Origin of the sequence: Acinetobacter sp. H1(2024) (assembly GCF_046557555.1) — a bacterium.
GTDB classification, from domain to species: domain Bacteria; phylum Pseudomonadota; class Gammaproteobacteria; order Pseudomonadales; family Moraxellaceae; genus Acinetobacter; species Acinetobacter seifertii.
Genome location: NZ_JBKGFO010000010.1, coordinates 37,110 through 54,059, shown reverse-complemented (window position 1 = coordinate 54,059; position 16,950 = coordinate 37,110). Strand labels below are relative to the sequence as shown.

17 protein-coding genes are annotated in these 16,950 nt (G+C 34.6%); 11 read left to right on the top strand and 6 right to left on the bottom strand.

Annotation, left to right across the window (positions count from 1 at the left end; translation table 11 throughout):
- Positions 1-71: 71 nt before the first annotated feature.
- The 3 genes from sbnB to ACLCEG_RS18605 all read right to left on the bottom strand — a co-directional run bounded on the left by sbnB (position 72) and on the right by ACLCEG_RS18605 (position 3,422).
- On the bottom strand, positions 72-1,085 hold the full coding sequence (gene sbnB, locus ACLCEG_RS18615; protein WP_274786163.1) for a 2,3-diaminopropionate biosynthesis protein SbnB: 1,014 nt from the start codon (positions 1,083-1,085) through the stop codon (positions 72-74).
- Between the two features lie 21 nt (positions 1,086-1,106).
- Entirely contained in the window at positions 1,107-2,111 is a 1,005-nt protein-coding gene (gene sbnA, locus ACLCEG_RS18610; protein ID WP_410568728.1) for a 2,3-diaminopropionate biosynthesis protein SbnA, read from the bottom strand.
- Positions 2,112-2,474: 363 nt separating this feature from the next.
- Entirely contained in the window at positions 2,475-3,422 is a 948-nt protein-coding gene (locus ACLCEG_RS18605) for a metal-dependent hydrolase (protein ID WP_039254101.1), read from the bottom strand.
- A 327-nt stretch (positions 3,423-3,749) separates the two neighbouring features.
- On the opposite strand from ACLCEG_RS18605, the gene ACLCEG_RS18600 reads away from it, so the two are divergent.
- The 7 genes from ACLCEG_RS18600 to ACLCEG_RS18570 all read left to right on the top strand — a co-directional run bounded on the left by ACLCEG_RS18600 (position 3,750) and on the right by ACLCEG_RS18570 (position 8,327).
- Positions 3,750-4,985 (top strand): mechanosensitive ion channel family protein, encoded by a 1,236-nt coding sequence (locus ACLCEG_RS18600; protein WP_004701012.1) that lies wholly within the window; start codon positions 3,750-3,752, stop codon positions 4,983-4,985.
- Between the two features lie 307 nt (positions 4,986-5,292).
- Positions 5,293-5,544, top strand: a complete 252-nt coding sequence (locus ACLCEG_RS18595) for a hypothetical protein (RefSeq protein ID WP_016804989.1) — start codon at positions 5,293-5,295, stop codon at positions 5,542-5,544.
- A gap of 410 nt (positions 5,545-5,954) precedes the next feature.
- Complete coding sequence (locus ACLCEG_RS18590) at positions 5,955-6,425, top strand: hypothetical protein (protein WP_077169279.1); 471 nt, start codon at positions 5,955-5,957, stop codon at positions 6,423-6,425.
- A 209-nt stretch (positions 6,426-6,634) separates the two neighbouring features.
- Positions 6,635-6,961, top strand: coding sequence for a hypothetical protein (locus ACLCEG_RS18585; RefSeq protein ID WP_410568726.1), 327 nt, complete (start codon positions 6,635-6,637; stop codon positions 6,959-6,961).
- 182 nt (positions 6,962-7,143) lie between these two features.
- A complete protein-coding gene (locus ACLCEG_RS18580) occupies positions 7,144-7,425 on the top strand; it encodes a hypothetical protein (RefSeq protein ID WP_410568724.1) in 282 nt (93 codons plus the stop codon).
- Between the two features lie 175 nt (positions 7,426-7,600).
- The gene (locus tag ACLCEG_RS18575) at positions 7,601-7,984 is read left to right on the top strand and encodes a hypothetical protein (protein ID WP_068935445.1); all 384 of its coding nucleotides are present in this window, start codon (positions 7,601-7,603) and stop codon (positions 7,982-7,984) included.
- 211 nt (positions 7,985-8,195) lie between these two features.
- Positions 8,196-8,327 carry a hypothetical protein gene (locus ACLCEG_RS18570; protein ID WP_348885654.1) on the top strand — a complete coding sequence of 44 codons (132 nt, stop codon included), beginning with the start codon at positions 8,196-8,198 and terminating at the stop codon, positions 8,325-8,327.
- Positions 8,328-8,369: 42 nt separating this feature from the next.
- On the opposite strand, the gene ACLCEG_RS18565 is transcribed toward ACLCEG_RS18570, so the two are convergent.
- Positions 8,370-9,074: a hypothetical protein gene (locus tag ACLCEG_RS18565; RefSeq protein WP_410568722.1), complete on the bottom strand. Its 705-nt coding sequence runs from the start codon at positions 9,072-9,074 to the stop codon at positions 8,370-8,372.
- Between the two features lie 381 nt (positions 9,075-9,455).
- Here ACLCEG_RS18565 and ACLCEG_RS18560 point away from each other — a divergent pair, with 381 nt between their 5' ends.
- Positions 9,456-9,887 carry a DNA breaking-rejoining protein gene (locus ACLCEG_RS18560; RefSeq protein WP_191017207.1) on the top strand — a complete coding sequence of 144 codons (432 nt, stop codon included), beginning with the start codon at positions 9,456-9,458 and terminating at the stop codon, positions 9,885-9,887.
- 60 nt (positions 9,888-9,947) lie between these two features.
- Here the strand turns inward: ACLCEG_RS18560 and ACLCEG_RS18555 are convergent, their stop codons facing one another.
- Both ACLCEG_RS18555 and ACLCEG_RS18550 read right to left on the bottom strand, forming a co-directional pair.
- A complete protein-coding gene (locus tag ACLCEG_RS18555) occupies positions 9,948-11,531 on the bottom strand; it encodes an ATP-binding cassette domain-containing protein (protein WP_410568720.1) in 1,584 nt (527 codons plus the stop codon).
- 265 nt (positions 11,532-11,796) lie between these two features.
- Positions 11,797-12,240 (bottom strand): universal stress protein, encoded by a 444-nt coding sequence (locus tag ACLCEG_RS18550; protein WP_004701033.1) that lies wholly within the window; start codon positions 12,238-12,240, stop codon positions 11,797-11,799.
- A gap of 285 nt (positions 12,241-12,525) precedes the next feature.
- On the opposite strand from ACLCEG_RS18550, the gene ACLCEG_RS18545 reads away from it, so the two are divergent.
- The 3 genes from ACLCEG_RS18545 to mgtA all read left to right on the top strand — a co-directional run bounded on the left by ACLCEG_RS18545 (position 12,526) and on the right by mgtA (position 16,940).
- Positions 12,526-12,753, top strand: a complete 228-nt coding sequence (locus ACLCEG_RS18545; protein ID WP_004701036.1) for a hypothetical protein — start codon at positions 12,526-12,528, stop codon at positions 12,751-12,753.
- A 430-nt stretch (positions 12,754-13,183) separates the two neighbouring features.
- Positions 13,184-13,627: an RDD family protein gene (locus tag ACLCEG_RS18540; RefSeq protein WP_004701040.1), complete on the top strand. Its 444-nt coding sequence runs from the start codon at positions 13,184-13,186 to the stop codon at positions 13,625-13,627.
- 556 nt (positions 13,628-14,183) lie between these two features.
- Entirely contained in the window at positions 14,184-16,940 is a 2,757-nt protein-coding gene (gene mgtA, locus ACLCEG_RS18535) for a magnesium-translocating P-type ATPase (protein WP_406522786.1), read from the top strand.
- Positions 16,941-16,950: the final 10 nt, after the last annotated feature.

Genomic DNA, 16,950 nt, shown 5'->3' with positions numbered 1-16,950 from the left:
GTAGAGGGCATCTATCGTTTTTTGTAGTTGTGCTGTGTAAATCCGATCTAACATTTTAGTTATTCCTATTCTTATAAAAGCGGTAGAACCGTGCCAACGTTTTGTTCTTGTGCAGCATTGAAGAACCACTTCGCGCAGACAATATCGTCAATTGCCATGCCCATTGGGTTGAGCAAAATGATTTCATCTTCGTGTTCACGGCCGTTTTTATGACCAATAATGATGTCGCCAAGTTCAGCATGCAGTTTTTCACGACTGAACAAGCCATCTTCAACCAACACGTTGATGACTTTCTTTTCTCGGTTTGATTGGTCCCAGTCATCTACAATCACTTTGTCTACTTTTAAGAAGACTTCGGGTTCGATGTCCATAATTGAAATGTTTGAAACAAAGCAGCCTTTTTTAAGCCACTCAAACGGAATGTAAGGCTTATCTGAAACGGTACAGGTAATGAGGACATCGGCTTGCTGAATTGCAGACTTAGCACTGTCATGAATTTCAATTTCTAGATTCGGATATTTTGATAAGAACAATGCTTTGAGTTTTTCAGCCGCTTCAGGGTTTACATCAAATAAATGGATTTTTTTCACTTGAGCGTATTGCTCAAGTACAGTTTTAATCTGCATTTGAGCAATTGGACCGCAGCCAATTACGGTAATGTCTGAAAAGTCCTTTTTCGCTAAATACTTAATAGAAACACCCGTAATTGCCGCAGTTCGCATGGCACTGATGAGGCTGCCTTCCATCACTGCAACCGGATAATTTGTTTCTGAATCATTTAAAACAATCAGTGCGCTGGCACGCGGAATATTGAATTTTTTAGGGTTATGTTGTCTTGAACCAATCCATTTGATTCCGGCAATCGGGTCTTTGCCACCTAAATAGCAAGGCATTGCAATAATACGGTCCGCAATATGGTCTGCACCTTGCCAGCGAAGATAAGGTTTTAAAGGTTGTACAAACTGTTTATTTGCATGCAGGGTTAAACCTTCAGTAATTGCTTCAATAAATGAATTACTATGATTTGCGCCAAGATTTAATAAATCTGATTGACTTAAATAGCGAAGGGTAGCCAAATTGCTCATGAATATGTCCTAAGGAGAAAGTTAAACAACATTTTGTAAAGTAAGGTTTTCTTGACGTCGTAAGTTTCGATTGAAGTGACGTTTCTTGATCATTTCGAACCATTCATCTTCATAAACAAGATCGAGATAGCGGTCGCCTCGATCGGGCAGCAACGTTAAGACGCATGAACCTTCGGGAATGGTTGGAATCAGTTTTTTTATGGCTGAAATGGACGAGCCGCTCGAACCGCCTGCAAAGATTCCTTCATGTTCAAGAAGTTCTCTACAACCGAGTGCCGATTCATAGTCATCTACATAAATGACATCATCAATTTCATCAGGGGAGAGTAGTGGTGGGACAGTACTTGCTCCAATGCCGGGAATTTCACGTGGACCAGATGTGCCACCGAACAATACCGAACCGACAATATCGACCGCGATGACTTTTAATTCTGGGAATTTCTCTTTAAGACGACGAGATACGCCCATAATCGTGCCGGAGGTACTTGCCCCAATTACGAGGTAATCAATCTTCCGATCAATTTGATTTAAGATTTCTTCTGCTTCACCAAAGTAATGGCTTTTCCAGTTGTTTGGATTGGCATATTGATTAATCCAAACCGCATTTGGCAGTTGTTGGCAGAGCCGTTTTACGGTGTCAATTCGGGTTTTTAAATATCCGCCGTTTTGGTCTTTTTCAGAGACCATTTCGATATTGGCTTTATAAAGTTTCAGCATTTGTAGGTTTGCTGAGGCAATTTTCGGGTCAATAACGGCAGTAAATTTTAATCCATATATTTTGCAAGCCATTGCAAGGGCAATCGCTAAGTTCCCTGACGAACTTTCAACAATGTGACTATCTTTATGAATTACTCCAGATTTTAAGCCTTCACGTAGCATGAATAATGCTGGACGGTCTTTAATACTTCCTCCTGGGTTTAACAATTCCATTTTCGCAATCACTGAGATTGATTGATGCGTGAATAGCCTTGATAGTTGTAATAGTGGCGTTTTACCTATGCATTCGAGAATATTTTCATGGATCATGGCAGATCTTCTCAGGTTTTTATGTGTTGTAAATGATAATTATTATTAATTAAATTATTATTACGATTTATTCCAAGATTGTTGCGGTTTGTAAAGAAAAAGTAGGATGAGTTATAGGAATTTTCACTAATTTTTTTGATCTAATTCTTTGAATAATAAAATCTATATTTTGTAAAAGGCTAAATAAATTAAGTTTTTAAATATAAGCAGATAGGCAGGAACTTACTATTTTATAAAAATTGATCACACTAACAAAAAGTAATCTTTTGGAAAAAATGACGGATATATTTTGTGAATAATGCTTTTTACATAAAAAAAGCCCCTATAAAGGGGCGCTGATTAAAACAAAAAATAGGTCAGCATTTAGCTTAGTGTTGAAGCCGTAGCAGAATGTTGTGTCATTTGTTCAAAGTATTGAACGGCAGGTGAGCGAGCCATATACGCTAAAGCTTGTTCGGTGTCACCTTCATGGATCGGATTAAATTTTGGAGACACCCATCTTAATGTCGCTTTCCATAAATATTTGATTGTTGGTAGGTTATCTGATTGAGTAGCAGTTTTTTCAAACTCACGAATAATATTAATGTAACCTCGACGCATCAATTTTTGAATATCTTGGTGTTCCAAATCTTGTCGTCCAAGACTACGGGCGAAATCGGCAAGAAAATAAATAAATAATGGGAAAACTGCCATCATGATGGCTTGCCTGGAAATATAAAAACCAAATTTATTTGTTAATAAATGCTCAAATAAGTCATAGGCAACACAGCGATGTTCAACTTCTTCTGCAAGATGCCAACGGAATAAATCTGCCATGGCAGGATCTGCCTTATCCCACGACTTACTATCGAGAGTCCATTGACCAATCGTTCCGGTAAAGTGCTCAATTGCAGCAATTACACCGACTCGGAATAGTAACCAATACTCCTCAACTTTCTCACCTTTTAAAAAAGGAATACCAAGAGGTTTGTCACCTAATAAAATATTAAAAACCAGATGAGCACGATTGAGAGGATCTTGAATGTCGTAGCCATGTTCTCTTAAAAAGTCTTGCGCTTTTTCATGGGCACGAGCATGAGCTGCTTCTTGACGTACAAAACCAACGACCTCTTGTTTTAATTTTTCATCGTTAATGTAGGGTAGAGTTTTATTGAACACGCGGCAGAACCAAAACTCACCCGCAGGCAAAAGCATATTTATGCCATTAGCAACATGTGAACACAGAGGGTCATTTGGCATCCAACATACAGATGACTCTGAAAAGTCGAAATATACTTTTCTTGCTTTAAGTTGATGATTCCCTGTGAGCATAGATGTCACTCCATTCATAATTTTTGATTTAATGCGAATGGCTAATTTTTAGCATTAGGTAAATTTATTCACCATGTGCTTAAAGGACAAAAATCTGATTTAGATGGTCTACAATGATAAAAGCGGCTTTGCGTTAGAAATTATTTAAGAACTTTCTAAAAATTTAAGCTTATTGCCTGTATGAATCATATTTCCATAAATTAATCTAATTTAGCGATTAAGTATTATAGACGTGTTGTATTTATGACGACATATGTAAACAAGTCTTAATCTATAGCACACGAACACTTTAAAATTATTGAAAATAAAGTTTTAAGGTGTAGAGGTTTGAATTTTTTTAATTATTATCGAGATCTTCAGGCTGAGTTAAGCAATTATCCTTGGCTAGAAATGATAGTTTCACTCACAATTTTAATTCTATTTGCTGCATTGGCAAACTTCATTGCTAAGCGAATTATTGTTCGGGGTATTCGTCATTTAGTGACTAAAATCAAGTCACTTAATCAATCTGTATTTGCTCAACATAGTGTAATAAAGCGGTTTGCCAATATTGTTCCTGCTATTGTGATTATGAATGGTATTACCACCGTTCCACACTTATCTGAAAAAGCAATTGCTTTGGTACAGATGGGTGCGCAAGCATTTATTTTCCTGACTATTGCGCTCACGATCAGTGAATTATTAAATATATTTAATTTAATCTATCAACGTAATCCAAAATCTAGAAACAAGCCGATTAAGGGCTATTTGCAACTCGTTAAACTTATCCTGTTTGTAGTCTGTGGTTTAATGATTTTAGGTACATTCCTTAAAAAGGATGTATTTACCTTGCTTGCTGGTTTTGGTGCGATGGCAGCCGTATTAATGTTGGTTTTCCAAAATACAATTTTGTCATTGGTCGCGAGTGTACAAATTGCTTCTTATGACATGGTGCGTATAGGAGACTGGATTGAAATGCCGTCGCTAAATGCCGATGGTGATGTGATTGATATTTCACTACATACTGTAACCGTACAAAACTTTGATAAAACCTATACCACTATTCCCACCAATAAACTTGTTACAGACACTTTTAAAAACTGGCGCGGTATGAGTAATGCTGGATGCCGTCGTATGAAGCGTTCGCTTTTCATTGACCAGAGCAGTGTGCACTTCATGACCGAAGAAGAGCAGCAAAAGCTAAAAGATTTTCTATTGTTAGATCAATATCTCAATGCTAAACAATCTGAGATTGACGAGTTCAATAAGCATTTAGGTAGTCAGTCTCGCTATAACAAAAGACGTTTAACCAATATCGGAACATTTAGAGCGTATGTTGAATTCTATTTGCGTCAGCACAAAGGAATCGCACAAAATCAAACTTTAATTGTTCGTCAATTACAACCGACGAGTGAAGGTCTACCACTAGAGATTTATGCCTTTACTAATACCACTGCATGGGTTTCTTATGAAGCAATTCAGTCCGACATTTTTGACCATCTCATCGCGATTTTGCCTGAGTTTGGTTTAAGAGTGTATCAGGCACCATCAGGCCATGATTTTCAAAAACTTACAGTAGAGTAAGTGGTACAAGAATGCTATCTTCTTTGAATTTTCAAGTAGATAGCATTTTTTTAATATTTTTATACATTAATTTATAAATATTTTTGGAAAATTATTATTAAATAGCGGTATAAATTGACTATATGAGTTATGCGCGTTTCATGACTTAGAAAAGACTGATTTTTAAGCAAACTCGATCCAAAATTTTTAAAGAGTGAGGCTTAAGTAACGAATTTGACACTTTGAACAAAGAAAATACTAAATGTTTAAGAATAACAAACAATAAAGTTGCTTTACTAAAATTTGTTAGGTGAGTTGGAGTGTTTGAATGGCTACAGCAATAGAGAACAGAGCTAGACAACTTAAAAACGCAAAACGTGGAGGATATGCGCCAACCATTGCCAAAGACGTAAACAAACACAAAGTACAAAAATTAAGGAGAGCTCTAGACGAAGCCCGGCGATATGTGAGTGAACTCAATGATGAAACGGTTATCTTCGATGATCAGGACGCAAGGCAAAAGGCTGAAGGAGCCAAAGCAATTATTGAAATGTTTGAAGCAGCGCTAAGTAGTGCATAAGCTGCATCAATCTAAAATATAAACCATAGAAGACCTTGCTGAATATAGGGTTAACTTTTATTCTTCGACTAAATCACCTCGTTATTCAGCAAGGCAGTAAATGAAAATAATTCAAATATTCCTATATTCTATTTTTAGCTAACATATCAGAAAAAACTTGGGTCAAATAATATTATTGATGAGCTTAATTTTTTTAGAAAATTATTACCAAATATAAAATTTTTCCGCACATAAATTGTGATGAATTTTGCATTTTAATTATTTGCTGTGGTGAGTTATGGGCACAGGTTTCATAACACTCTTATTGATTACACTTGCCATTTCAACACTTACATACTGAAATGATATATCCATCATACTTCCTTAAAAATCAGTCTAACAAACAAAGTTAGAATAAGAGGGAAGGAACCATGCCAAAATTTATAACAATTGCCGAAAAGATCTATAAAAGATTTGAAGAAGATAAATTATTTTCTGACAACCTGATTGAACAACTGAATAATTTAGTCAGCATTATTCGAAAAGAGATAAAAGGCACTCCTTGTAAACTGAAATATAATTTTATAGATTTTGAAGAGTGCTTAAGTAAACCTTTAAATGAATGCACCATTAAAATCGACATGAGCTTAATGCCTAAATATAAAAATAAGGGTGAATATATTATGTGGTTAGCAAGCTTTATTGAGAAAATTACGATAGGTGGGCAGCCAAAACTTCCACCACTTTCAAGTATTATAGCCGCAGACTTTAATGTAAAAAAAGAAGCCCAGAGGGTACTGGAAAATAAAAAAGCAGTATCCGAAGAAAACGTCAGAATGATCGAAAATTATTTTAATTCTGAAGAGTATAAGAAAAATAATAAAAAAATAAATTTAGTCTAAAGTCCTATAAAAGTGTGTATCCACCGCACTTTTATAATCGCTGGAAAATTTCAGCAACCGCCTTCTGGGGCGGTTTTCTTTATATAACTTATTTACTTTATTTGATCATGATTGTCTTATAATATGCACTTTTTAATTATGATAAGTGAATATTATATATTATGAAATCAAGAGTTTTTATCTTGGGCTTACTTATTTGTACTAATTGTATGGCTGCATCAGACACAAGTTTTGAAGAGGAATATCATAGTCATTTAGAAAAATTCTATACAGCTCAAGCACAAAGAGATACTTTTATAAAAAAGAATGCGAATAAAAATCTAACCAGTGCACAAAGAAAAAAGTTAGATTCAATAGAATGTACTTATATGCAATCTGAACTACAATATAATGAATTTCTTATTGCTAGATTTAAGGAGTATAAAACCTTCATGAAGAAATCTGGTCGAGAACTAGCAAATGATAAAGAATTAATTAAAATGGATATTGATTCTTTAAAAGAAGAAATAAACAGTCCTCATGGAAAGTGTAAATAAAAATAAGCACCGATAACGGTGCTTTTTTTGAAAATTTCTATCAATCCTAATTAGAGAAAACAGTTCACTTTTCAACATGATATACATACTTAAACAATTACATCATAAAAAAATCCATAACTTATGTGCATAGCATGTTAAGTTTTCCTACACATCTATAAAAATTATGGAAGGGCTTAAATATGAAATGTTCATATCAAGATTTGGATGGCAATAGAGTTCATATTACTTGTGAAAGTTATATACACATACCTTTAGGTGTGGGTAAAAGTAAAATAACAGTAGATAATAGCTCAGAGGACTTAATCCATATCAACGAAGATTTTAGTTTTTTTAAAAAAACAGAGGCAGATTCAATTCCACTCTATCGATTCGCTATTGATAGTAAAAATAATGTTTTTAATAGTGATGAACTACCTGCTTTGGCACAAATTGGAACTGATTGGGAAATTTTAGATCAATAATTTTTTGATTTGATATATCAGTTGTTTAGCTGTTTTTTCAATATTTTGTAAAATTTATCAAATAGTAAATATTTAACTAAACTTAATAGAGGTATTATAGGCAACTCAGTTAAATATAGTCTAAATATTAATAGGCAGTTTTAGGCTAAATATCGAATATACAGAGAGAAAGAACATGAAGCGCCTTATTACTTTATTTCTATTGCCTTATGCAACGGGGACATTCGCTCAAGAGCCCTTCGAGGTCAGTAAAAGTTGTTTTGTCGTAAATGGTAAAAATACTACAGAGACTTGCTTACTCTCTTCTACAAATAACTCAACATCTAACTTTGAAAGATTAATTTTTCCTAATACTAAAGTATTTATTAAAGAATCAAATATTTGTTCAAACGAGGACCCATGTGTTTCTGTCGGAAGTAACTTATCTAATTTAAAAGATGCACACATTTATTATCGTAATTTAAAGACAAAAAAAATTGTTGATAAACCTGAAAAAGATGCATGGACATGCTTTAAACAACCTCACGATAAGCTAGATTTTTGTGTTTCTTACGATTAGAACAGAACGAATTGCATTACTCGGATTAGTGAAAAGTTATAAGTAGTGGCTTTATACAATTTCTAAAATAGTGTCTTACTTTGGCTACAGTGGATTGTTTCAGTTTACATTTCTATGTAGATAAAACAAAAAAGTCTATAAACCTATGCTGATCGTAATATTGATAGCCAGTATTTATTAGCTAATCAATGGAAATTGTATGAGGTAAAATATGACTAAAATAATAGCTAGTCTAAGCTTAGTAGCAATCGTATCAATCTCTGTTATAGGTTGCCAAGGCGAGAATGATACGAAGCAGCAAGATAAAACTACAACGCCACATTCGCTAGATAAAGATTCATAAAAACAAAAGCCCATCCTGAGATGGGCTTTTTTAATGATCATTTCATTTAGAAAAAAGTGGGTTAGTCATGAACACAAGACCAACTGAGAAAAATGAGTCATCTTTAGTTTGCTTTAATCGATTACCATAACTTGCATTGAACTGGAGATTATCTTTATACAACATATATTTAATGCCGGTTTGGTAAAATGAATCATTGCGATCATTTCCATAAACTTCAGCAGTAATCGTTAAAGGTTTCGTAATGAATGTTTCTGTACCTACACCCCAAGTAGTTTGTTCGCGGTGAGTGGTATGTTCTTTAAGCCAGCCCACATTTGTATGTACCAAGAAATGGTCATCTAACATAGAAATACTTAAGGGAACATTCACAGTCCAGTCTTTTTCAGAAGTGTGATTGTTACTTATTTGAGTAGCAAATGAAACGCCGAGTCCCCAGTTATTCGTCTCAAGTGGTTTTAAGAGTGTTTTCCCTTGTACAGTTGTATAAGTCGCATTACCTGTGTCGTCAGAAAAATGACGGCCCATGCCTATACCAAATTCAAAATTACCACCAATATTACAAGAAGGGATGACCCAATATTCCTTATCGTTAGGGTTATTCTGCATCCATGAGTCAAGCTGACATGTGTGGGCGGGAACTAAAGAAGCATCATCGACAACCATTGGTCGACCAGCATAACTTGAAATAAAGGCTAAGCAAGTACTCACAAAGACAATAGATTTTTTTAAGTTCAGAAATAGCATTGATGACTCCAATACAGCAAAGAGCACATGTAAGTATTTGCTAGTTTGTAAACAAAACTGATGAATAAGAATAAAATAAGGTGAGGACTCTCTTAGATCCACAAGAGAGCCAGAGGGCTGTAGTGGATACTTAGATATGAGTCGATGATTTAATTCTATCAATCGAGCAAGTACTCACAATGAAGCCCCCAGAAATTCGTTGGGCGGATTCTAAATTGGTTTTATTTGGCTGGCAAGTTAAAGTTTAGTGACATCTATTTTTTAAGGCTATAAGAAAATGATTTACAAACTCAAACGGTACACATCAAATTTATACATAAATTAAAACTTAATAAAAAGTATATTTCATATAATTATTCAAAATAATGTTGAGGATTAAAAATGAAAAAAATCATTAAAACTATATTATTATCTAGTTTAATTTTATCTATACCATTATCAGTTCTTGCTAAGAATGTTGAAACAAAAGTAAGTTTTTTAAAAGGCTCACATCAAACGACATTAACTGGAAAGTTTCAAGGTTATGATGATGTTAGATATAGAGTGTTTGCAAAAAGTGGGCAAGTTTTAAAATTCAATATTAATAGTTATAGTAATTTAGCTTATGTTAATATTTTTGCTCCAGGTAAAAAGCCAGGCAAAGATCAAGCCTTGTTAGTGGGTTCGACATTAGGTTTTTCCGGAGAAATAGTATTGCCCGTCGATGGTGATTATATTATCCAAGTTTATCAAATGCGAAATAGTGCACGTAAAAATAGAACAGTGTCCTTTAATTTAGATTTGCAAATATTAGATAATAAAAATATAAAATGACAAAGATAATCTATACATAAGCTCTATACTATCGAGCCTATGTATAGATTAAAAATAGAATCAGCTTAAATAAAGTTTTTCTACAATTCCGCATTTATCAACAAAATTTGAATCATGAGAAACAAGTAATACAGCACCTTCATAGCTTGAAATTGCTTTCGCGAAAAGTTCTCTTGATTCGATGTCTAAATGATTTTCTGGTTCATCGAGTAATAAAAGTTCAGGCATAGTCTCTGCATGACTCAAACCTAACAATGCGACTTTTAACTTTTCACCGCCGCTCAGTTGAGTTAAAGGATGGGTGCCCTTATCACCACGGAGCCTGAGTTGACCTAGTAAATTTCTCCACTCCAATTCGGAAATATTCGAATTAATATTCCTTAGGTTTTCAACTGCTGATAGATGATCTAACAAAAAGCTAAAGTTCTGATCAAGATAAAAACAATTTACAAATAGGCTAATTTCGTCGGTAGGCAATAAACTACTTTGAACAATCTGTTTTAACAAAGTTGATTTACCAATACCATTGCGACCAACTAAGTGAAGTTTTTGAGAAGCTTTGAGTGCGAAACTAATTGGCTGCTGTGTGCCATAGTTGAGTTTTAGATTATGAACCCTGAGAATTTCTCCTGACCTTTTTTGAAAAGAGGGGAAGACAAATTGCTGGGGCTTAACGGTTTCCAGAAGTACTTTTTTATTCTTTAAGTCTTGCTGGCTTTGATCAATTTGACGCTGATGTTGAGAATGTATTGCTCCTAAACTTTGCCCAGCCTGTTCTTTTTTAAAGTCGAGTAAAATTTTGGCTTGTGAATTTGAATCACGAAGCTTATTACCAGCACGTTCACGTTTTTGTGCTTTCATTAAAACATCATGTTGCTTCTGCTTCATGTGTTTAACTTCACGTTGATGTTGATGCATCGACTGCTCTAAAGACTCAATCTGATCTTGATATTGCTCATAAAAAAAATCATAGTTTCCAGTAGTGTGATGTAAACCATGTTCATTTAAATAGTAAATATGGTCTACTTCATTAAGTAAGGTCAGATCGTGGCTAATAATAAGAGCACCTGCCGGATGATTTTTTAGGTGAGCAATCAACCATTGTCTAGCATCTTGATCGAGATGGTTACTTGGTTCATCAAGCAATAGATAGTGGTCGGTTTTTAAAAATAATGCTGCTAACGCTAACTTGGTTTTTTGTCCTTCACTTAATTGATGAACTGGAAACTTTAAATCGGTTGGGAGTTGTGCCGATCGCAATAAAGTTTCCCAAACTGAAGGAAGATCCCATTTGCCCTCTAATAAATCATAATCATCATATTCAGCTTCGCCTTGTTCTACTCTTTGCAAGGCATTGTAGAGATGATCGATCTCTAAAGCTTCTGCAATGGTGGATGAAGAAAGACGCATTAATTGAGATAAATATGCATGCTTCGTTTGCCAAGTAATTTGACCGCTGATGTGCATTTCCTCAATGGGACAAACTTCTTGAAGCAATTGCATAAGTAAGGATTTACCTTGACCATTACGACCAATTAAAGCGGATACTTGGCGATACTCTAGTGAGAAATTCAATTGTTTAAACATCACTTTCGAAGGAAATTCTAGAGTGAGTTGTGATATTACACATGCCTGCTGAGTCATTAAAACCTCATAAATACAGGATGTACAAAATAGGAAAGTTAAACTTTAAATAAAGACGTTAAGCCACTAAGAAATAGTCTATTTTGCACATCAAAAAAGGAAAATTGATGAGAAAAAGGACTTACTTCATTGGCGTGACTCACAAAGAATAGGAAACGAGGTTGGTATTCTATAATGATTTTTAGTCTGTGTAAAATTTATGCAGTTCACAAAGGAAAAGCCCAATCCATAGATATAGATTAGGCTTTTCCTTAACATCAAGAAATTATTCTTTTACGACCAAAACTTGAATTTTGGTGCTGTTAAGAACATCTTGCGCAAAACTACCTAAAATAAGTTTTTGGAAACCTTTACGGCCATGTGAACCAATAACAATTAAGTCTGATTTTAAGTCTTCTACAGCTTTTAAAATACCGTCAGATGAAATTTCACCCTGAATAATTTCTGTATCAATATCAACACCTTCTTCAGCACATAAAGCTTTTACTTTAGCCAGTGTTTTTTCAGCATTAGCACGAGCTTCAACAAAGTAATCTTTTACAACAGGGGAGATGTAATAAAAATCGACACCGCTAAATGGGTCTACTGCAACAAGACTAATCGCTGTAAGTTTACTACCAAAAGCCTTAGCAATATGGGCAGCTTGACGTGCTGCTGCCAAAGAAATTTCTGAACCATCTACAGGTACAATAATATGTTGATAATTCATAATGTTATTCCTCTTATTTACAAGTTGTTATATGTATGAAGCTTTTCTTACTTTAAGAGTAACACATTTGTTTAAAGGTACAAATCAATTCAATTAAGTTACAATCAAATTAAATGAAGTTTAATTATTTCATTGTTTTATAAGGTTTTTAAATATAACTATTAAGATAGTAAAGATTAAACTGAAAACTTATTTTTTAGATGAACTTTACAATAAATTACTTTTTCATATTTTTGTCACACTGAGCTCGTATAACCAAATAGTATATCGAGGGGGAGCGACCATATGGCAGATTTAACAGCAAAGAAAGTAAGTAAGCTTATTGAAGAATTTAAACAAACAGGTAAAGAGCCAGAAAAGTTAGTAATCGGCTACAAAACTTATGCAAGACTTATGGCTGATGATAAATTTGCAGAAAAAGTAGTCCCTTCGCTCGAGAATGCCAAGGATCGATTATATAAAAATCTAAAAATAAAACTCGTTACTGAAAAGCATTATTTTGAAGTTAAATAAGAAATATGATCTTTATCATATTTCTTGGTGGTATTTAACATTCTGAAAAATTTAATAGCATATTAACTTCAAGCCTCTTTAAATTATTATTAGTTTAGGACTTTTTTGTTCTGCTTTATTATTTAAAAAAGAGCGTAAAATCGATGTTTTTCTATTGAAAATAGTTAGCTGTTATATATGCCTAATCGAATGGAAATAATTAAGCTACTTTATTTAGAGTTTTGTGTTTATAAAATACTTAAAAATGATCTATGTTATTTTAATGTGATGGGTGTAGGGTCTCGAAAAAATTAGGGCAATTCTTAATAAAATTGAAGATTAAAAAATTACTTCAAGTATTTAAAAATAAAAACGTTTCCTTTACGATGAAACTAAAATGAAGTTATGTGTTTGGTGTAAAATAAAAGCATAAAAAAAGTGAGGTGTATGCATGAGTTATAAATACGAATATGCAGGGTTCTGGCTAAGATTTGGGGCAATGATTATAGATAGCCTTATCATGTTTTTAGCAATTATACCTGCAGCATGGATTTTTTATCATGGCGATTATGATTTGATATTTTCTACTGGTTTGAGCAGTAAACCTCAAAATTATGGTTTTGATTTGATCGTGAATTATGCTTTTCCGTTTTTATATACCGTTTTATGTTGGATCTATCTTGCGGGTACCCCTGGAAAACGTTTAATGCGTTTAAAGGTTCTCGATGAAAAAACAGGCAATAAGTTAACTTTGATGCAATCTATCATTCGTTATATTGGATATATTCCATCCATTTTAGTGTTTTGTATCGGTCTTTTTTGGGTGGCGTTTGATCCGAAAAAACAAGGATGGCATGACAAGATGGCGAAAACAGTAGTTGTAAGAGAGCTATAGAGCTTGATTAAAATTTTTGTTAATAAAAAATTACAAAAATAAACTTGTGTGCTGGAGAGTAAAACATATACTTGCCGCGAGTTTATTTAATGGAGATCCTAAATGGGTAGTTGTTCGAGGTTCGAGTTTAATTATCAATTAAACCAAAGCCAATACTGAGCAAGATCACCTTTAGGAAGGGCTATCTTGCAATGAGATAGCTTTGTAAAAAATTAGATTAAACCTATACAAATTACTTTATTTGTAATCAAGTACTTCAAGCGCTTATCTGTTTAGTTTCTCGCTAGAAATGGGGAGAAGCCAATGTTTTTATATGCTTCCACACACAGCTATGCCTACCAAACTTCAATGTTGGTAAATAATTCCTCTCATACGATTCAAAGTATCCGAGCTATGTTCAAACCTGTGACTTTTCGTCAGCGTTGGTTTGGCTTTGGGCTAATTTTCTCTTCTTCATCGTAAGTCTACGATCTCCTATTGCTTTCTAAATTTTTATAGACTTTATTTCTCAATAAGGTCGAGAGCTTTGTACGCCTAAAAAATGGAGGATTTCGTGATGAAATTCTGGCAACGACTCTTCACAGCATTTTTACAAAGATTTCATTTGATGCGTTTTTTTGGTCGTAATCGATCTTTTAAAGAGCTACATCAATCAAGCTATGCTCAAGAAATTAGCAAAAACTTATCTATGCGTCTGCTCGATGCATCAAGAGCCCAAACAGGTGAATTATTAAAACAATTCGATACTCACTTCACAGGGCTTACAGAAGAGCAAGCACATACCCAGCAAATGGCTGTGGGGCTTAATGAGATTACTCATGAGAAACCATTAACTTGGTGGCAACATCTTTGGTATTGCTACCGCAATCCGTTCAATATTTTGCTTAGCCTTTTGGCATTAATTGCTTTCTTTACCGATGATTTAACTGGCTCAACCATCATTAGTGTGATGGTTATTCTCTCGACGCTACTTCGTTATTGGCAAGAAGCAAAATCAAATCAAGCTGCGGATGCTTTAAAGGCAATGGTGAGCAATACTGCTACAGTACTTCGTCATCAAGTCAGTGCAGAAGATTTAGCGCTTATGCATGAGCGCTATGGTATTGATGTTAAGAATCAAACCAACCATCAATTTGAAATGCCAATTCAATATTTGGTGCCAGGTGATGTGATTTTACTATCGGCGGGAGATATGATTCCTGCTGATTGCAGAATTTTAAATGCCAAAGATTTGTTTGTTTCTCAAGCTGCAATGACTGGTGAATCGATGCCTGTCGAGAAATTTCCTTTACAGAAAAATCTCGAAGAAACGAGTGCTTTAGAGCTAGATAACATTGTATTTATGGGAACCAATATTGTTTCTGGTTCGGCTCAAGCAGTTGTTTTAAGTACGGGTATTCAAACATATTTTGGTGCACTTGCTCACCGAGTTACGGCTACTGATCGAAGCAACACAGCATTTCAAATGGGTGTTAACAAAGTCAGTTGGTTACTCATTCGCTTTATGTTGGTGATGGCACCTGTTGTACTTTTCATTAATGGCTTTACCAAAGGTGATTGGACCGAGGCATTTTTATTCGCACTATCAGTTGCTGTTGGTCTTACTCCAGAAATGCTACCGATGATTGTGACTTCAACTTTAGCAAAGGGCGCGGTTTTCTTATCTAAAAAGAAAGTGATTGTTAAACGTCTAGATGCAATCCAAAACTTTGGTGCGATGGATGTTTTATGTACCGATAAAACTGGAACGCTCACTCAAGACAAAATCTTTTTATCTCAACATATTGATGTGAATGGTGAAAAATCAGATTTTGTGCTCATGCAAGCATTTTTAAACAGTTACTATCAAACTGGTTTGAAAAATTTGCTTGATGTGGCTGTGTTAGAAGCTGTAGATGATCAGATCAAAACGCAAAAGTTACGTTATAAGAAGTTAGATGAAGTTCCTTTTGATTTTGATCGCCGCCGTATGTCAGTCGTGGTACAAACGCCTCAAGAAAAAGTGCGTATGATTACTAAAGGCGCAGTTGAGGAAATGTTGAAAGTTTGCCGTTATGTTGAAGTAAATGGCAAAGTAGAACCTTTAACAAAACAACGTGAAGTGGCAATTGAAGCATTAACTCAACGTTATAACCGTGATGGCTTACGTGTTGTTGCTGTAGCGTATCGTGAGTTTGATAATAATCAGGAAAATTATTCGGTTGTTGATGAAAGTGATCTCATTTTAATTGGTTATGTCGCATTCCTTGATCCACCTAAAGAGTCTGCTCGAGAAGCAGTGCAAAGTTTGCATGCTCATGGTGTAACTGTAAAAGTACTTACTGGTGATAATGAGTTTGTCACTCAAAAAGTGTGCCGAGAAATTGGTCTGAATTATGATCAGGTTCTGTTAGGTGGTGTAGTTGAAACCTTAACTGATGAGCAGCTCAAAAGAGCAGTGGAGCAATACCATATTTTTGCCAAGTTAAGCCCAGTGCACAAAGAGCGTATTGTTGATCAGTTAAAAGCAAATGGTCATGTGGTTGGCTTCTTGGGAGACGGTATTAATGATGCTGCTGCAATACGTGCTGCCGATATTGGTATTTCTGTAGATACTGCTGTAGACATTGCTAAAGAATCAGCAGATTTAATTTTGCTCGAAAAAAGCTTAATGGTACTTGAAAAGGGTGTAATTGAGGGTCGTCGAACTTTTGCCAATATGTTGAAATACATCAAAATGACGGCGAGTTCAAATTTTGGTAATGTTTTTTCGGTATTAATTGCGAGTGCTTTTATTCCATTTTTACCAATGCTGCCTATTCATTTACTCATTCAAAACTTACTTTATGATGTGTCACAAATCGTGATTCCTTTTGATAATGTTGATGAAGAATTAATAGCAAAACCACAGCGTTGGCAGCCTGAAGAGGTTGGTCGTTTTATGGTGGTATTTGGACCAATTAGCTCAATTTTTGACATTATCACTTTTTGTTTGATGTGGTTTGTGTTTTCCGCAAATACGCCCGAACATCAGACTTTATTCCAGTCTGGTTGGTTCGTTGTAGGGTTACTCACCCAAACATTGATTGTTCATATGATTCGTACGGCTAAGATTCCATTTATTCAGAGTCGTGCTGCAACCCCATTGTTAGTCATGACAGTGGTGATTATGTGTATTGGTATTTTCTTACCAATGGGGCCTTTAGCAAGTTATTTAAAACTACAAGCTCTACCATTAAGTTATTTCTTATATTTGCCATTCATTTTGATTGCTTATATGTGTATTACTCAATGGGTAAAAAAAATCTACATCCGCCGTTACGGTTGGCAATAAAACTATAGGT

Coding starts and splice junctions, on each gene's coding strand:
- sbnB (WP_274786163.1), bottom strand. CDS start 1,085: ATGAGCAATTTGGCTACCCTTCGCTATTTAAGTCAATCAGATTTATTA.
- sbnA (WP_410568728.1), bottom strand. CDS start 2,111: ATGATCCATGAAAATATTCTCGAATGCATAGGTAAAACGCCACTATTA.
- ACLCEG_RS18605 (WP_039254101.1), bottom strand. CDS start 3,422: ATGCTCACAGGGAATCATCAACTTAAAGCAAGAAAAGTATATTTCGAC.
- ACLCEG_RS18595 (WP_016804989.1), top strand. CDS start 5,293: ATGGCTACAGCAATAGAGAACAGAGCTAGACAACTTAAAAACGCAAAA.
- ACLCEG_RS18590 (WP_077169279.1), top strand. CDS start 5,955: ATGCCAAAATTTATAACAATTGCCGAAAAGATCTATAAAAGATTTGAA.
- ACLCEG_RS18585 (WP_410568726.1), top strand. CDS start 6,635: ATGGCTGCATCAGACACAAGTTTTGAAGAGGAATATCATAGTCATTTA.
- ACLCEG_RS18580 (WP_410568724.1), top strand. CDS start 7,144: ATGAAATGTTCATATCAAGATTTGGATGGCAATAGAGTTCATATTACT.
- ACLCEG_RS18575 (WP_068935445.1), top strand. CDS start 7,601: ATGAAGCGCCTTATTACTTTATTTCTATTGCCTTATGCAACGGGGACA.
- ACLCEG_RS18570 (WP_348885654.1), top strand. CDS start 8,196: ATGACTAAAATAATAGCTAGTCTAAGCTTAGTAGCAATCGTATCAATC.
- ACLCEG_RS18565 (WP_410568722.1), bottom strand. CDS start 9,074: ATGCTATTTCTGAACTTAAAAAAATCTATTGTCTTTGTGAGTACTTGC.
- ACLCEG_RS18560 (WP_191017207.1), top strand. CDS start 9,456: ATGAAAAAAATCATTAAAACTATATTATTATCTAGTTTAATTTTATCT.
- ACLCEG_RS18555 (WP_410568720.1), bottom strand. CDS start 11,531: ATGACTCAGCAGGCATGTGTAATATCACAACTCACTCTAGAATTTCCT.
- ACLCEG_RS18550 (WP_004701033.1), bottom strand. CDS start 12,240: ATGAATTATCAACATATTATTGTACCTGTAGATGGTTCAGAAATTTCT.
- ACLCEG_RS18545 (WP_004701036.1), top strand. CDS start 12,526: ATGGCAGATTTAACAGCAAAGAAAGTAAGTAAGCTTATTGAAGAATTT.
- ACLCEG_RS18540 (WP_004701040.1), top strand. CDS start 13,184: ATGAGTTATAAATACGAATATGCAGGGTTCTGGCTAAGATTTGGGGCA.
- mgtA (WP_406522786.1), top strand. CDS start 14,184: ATGAAATTCTGGCAACGACTCTTCACAGCATTTTTACAAAGATTTCAT.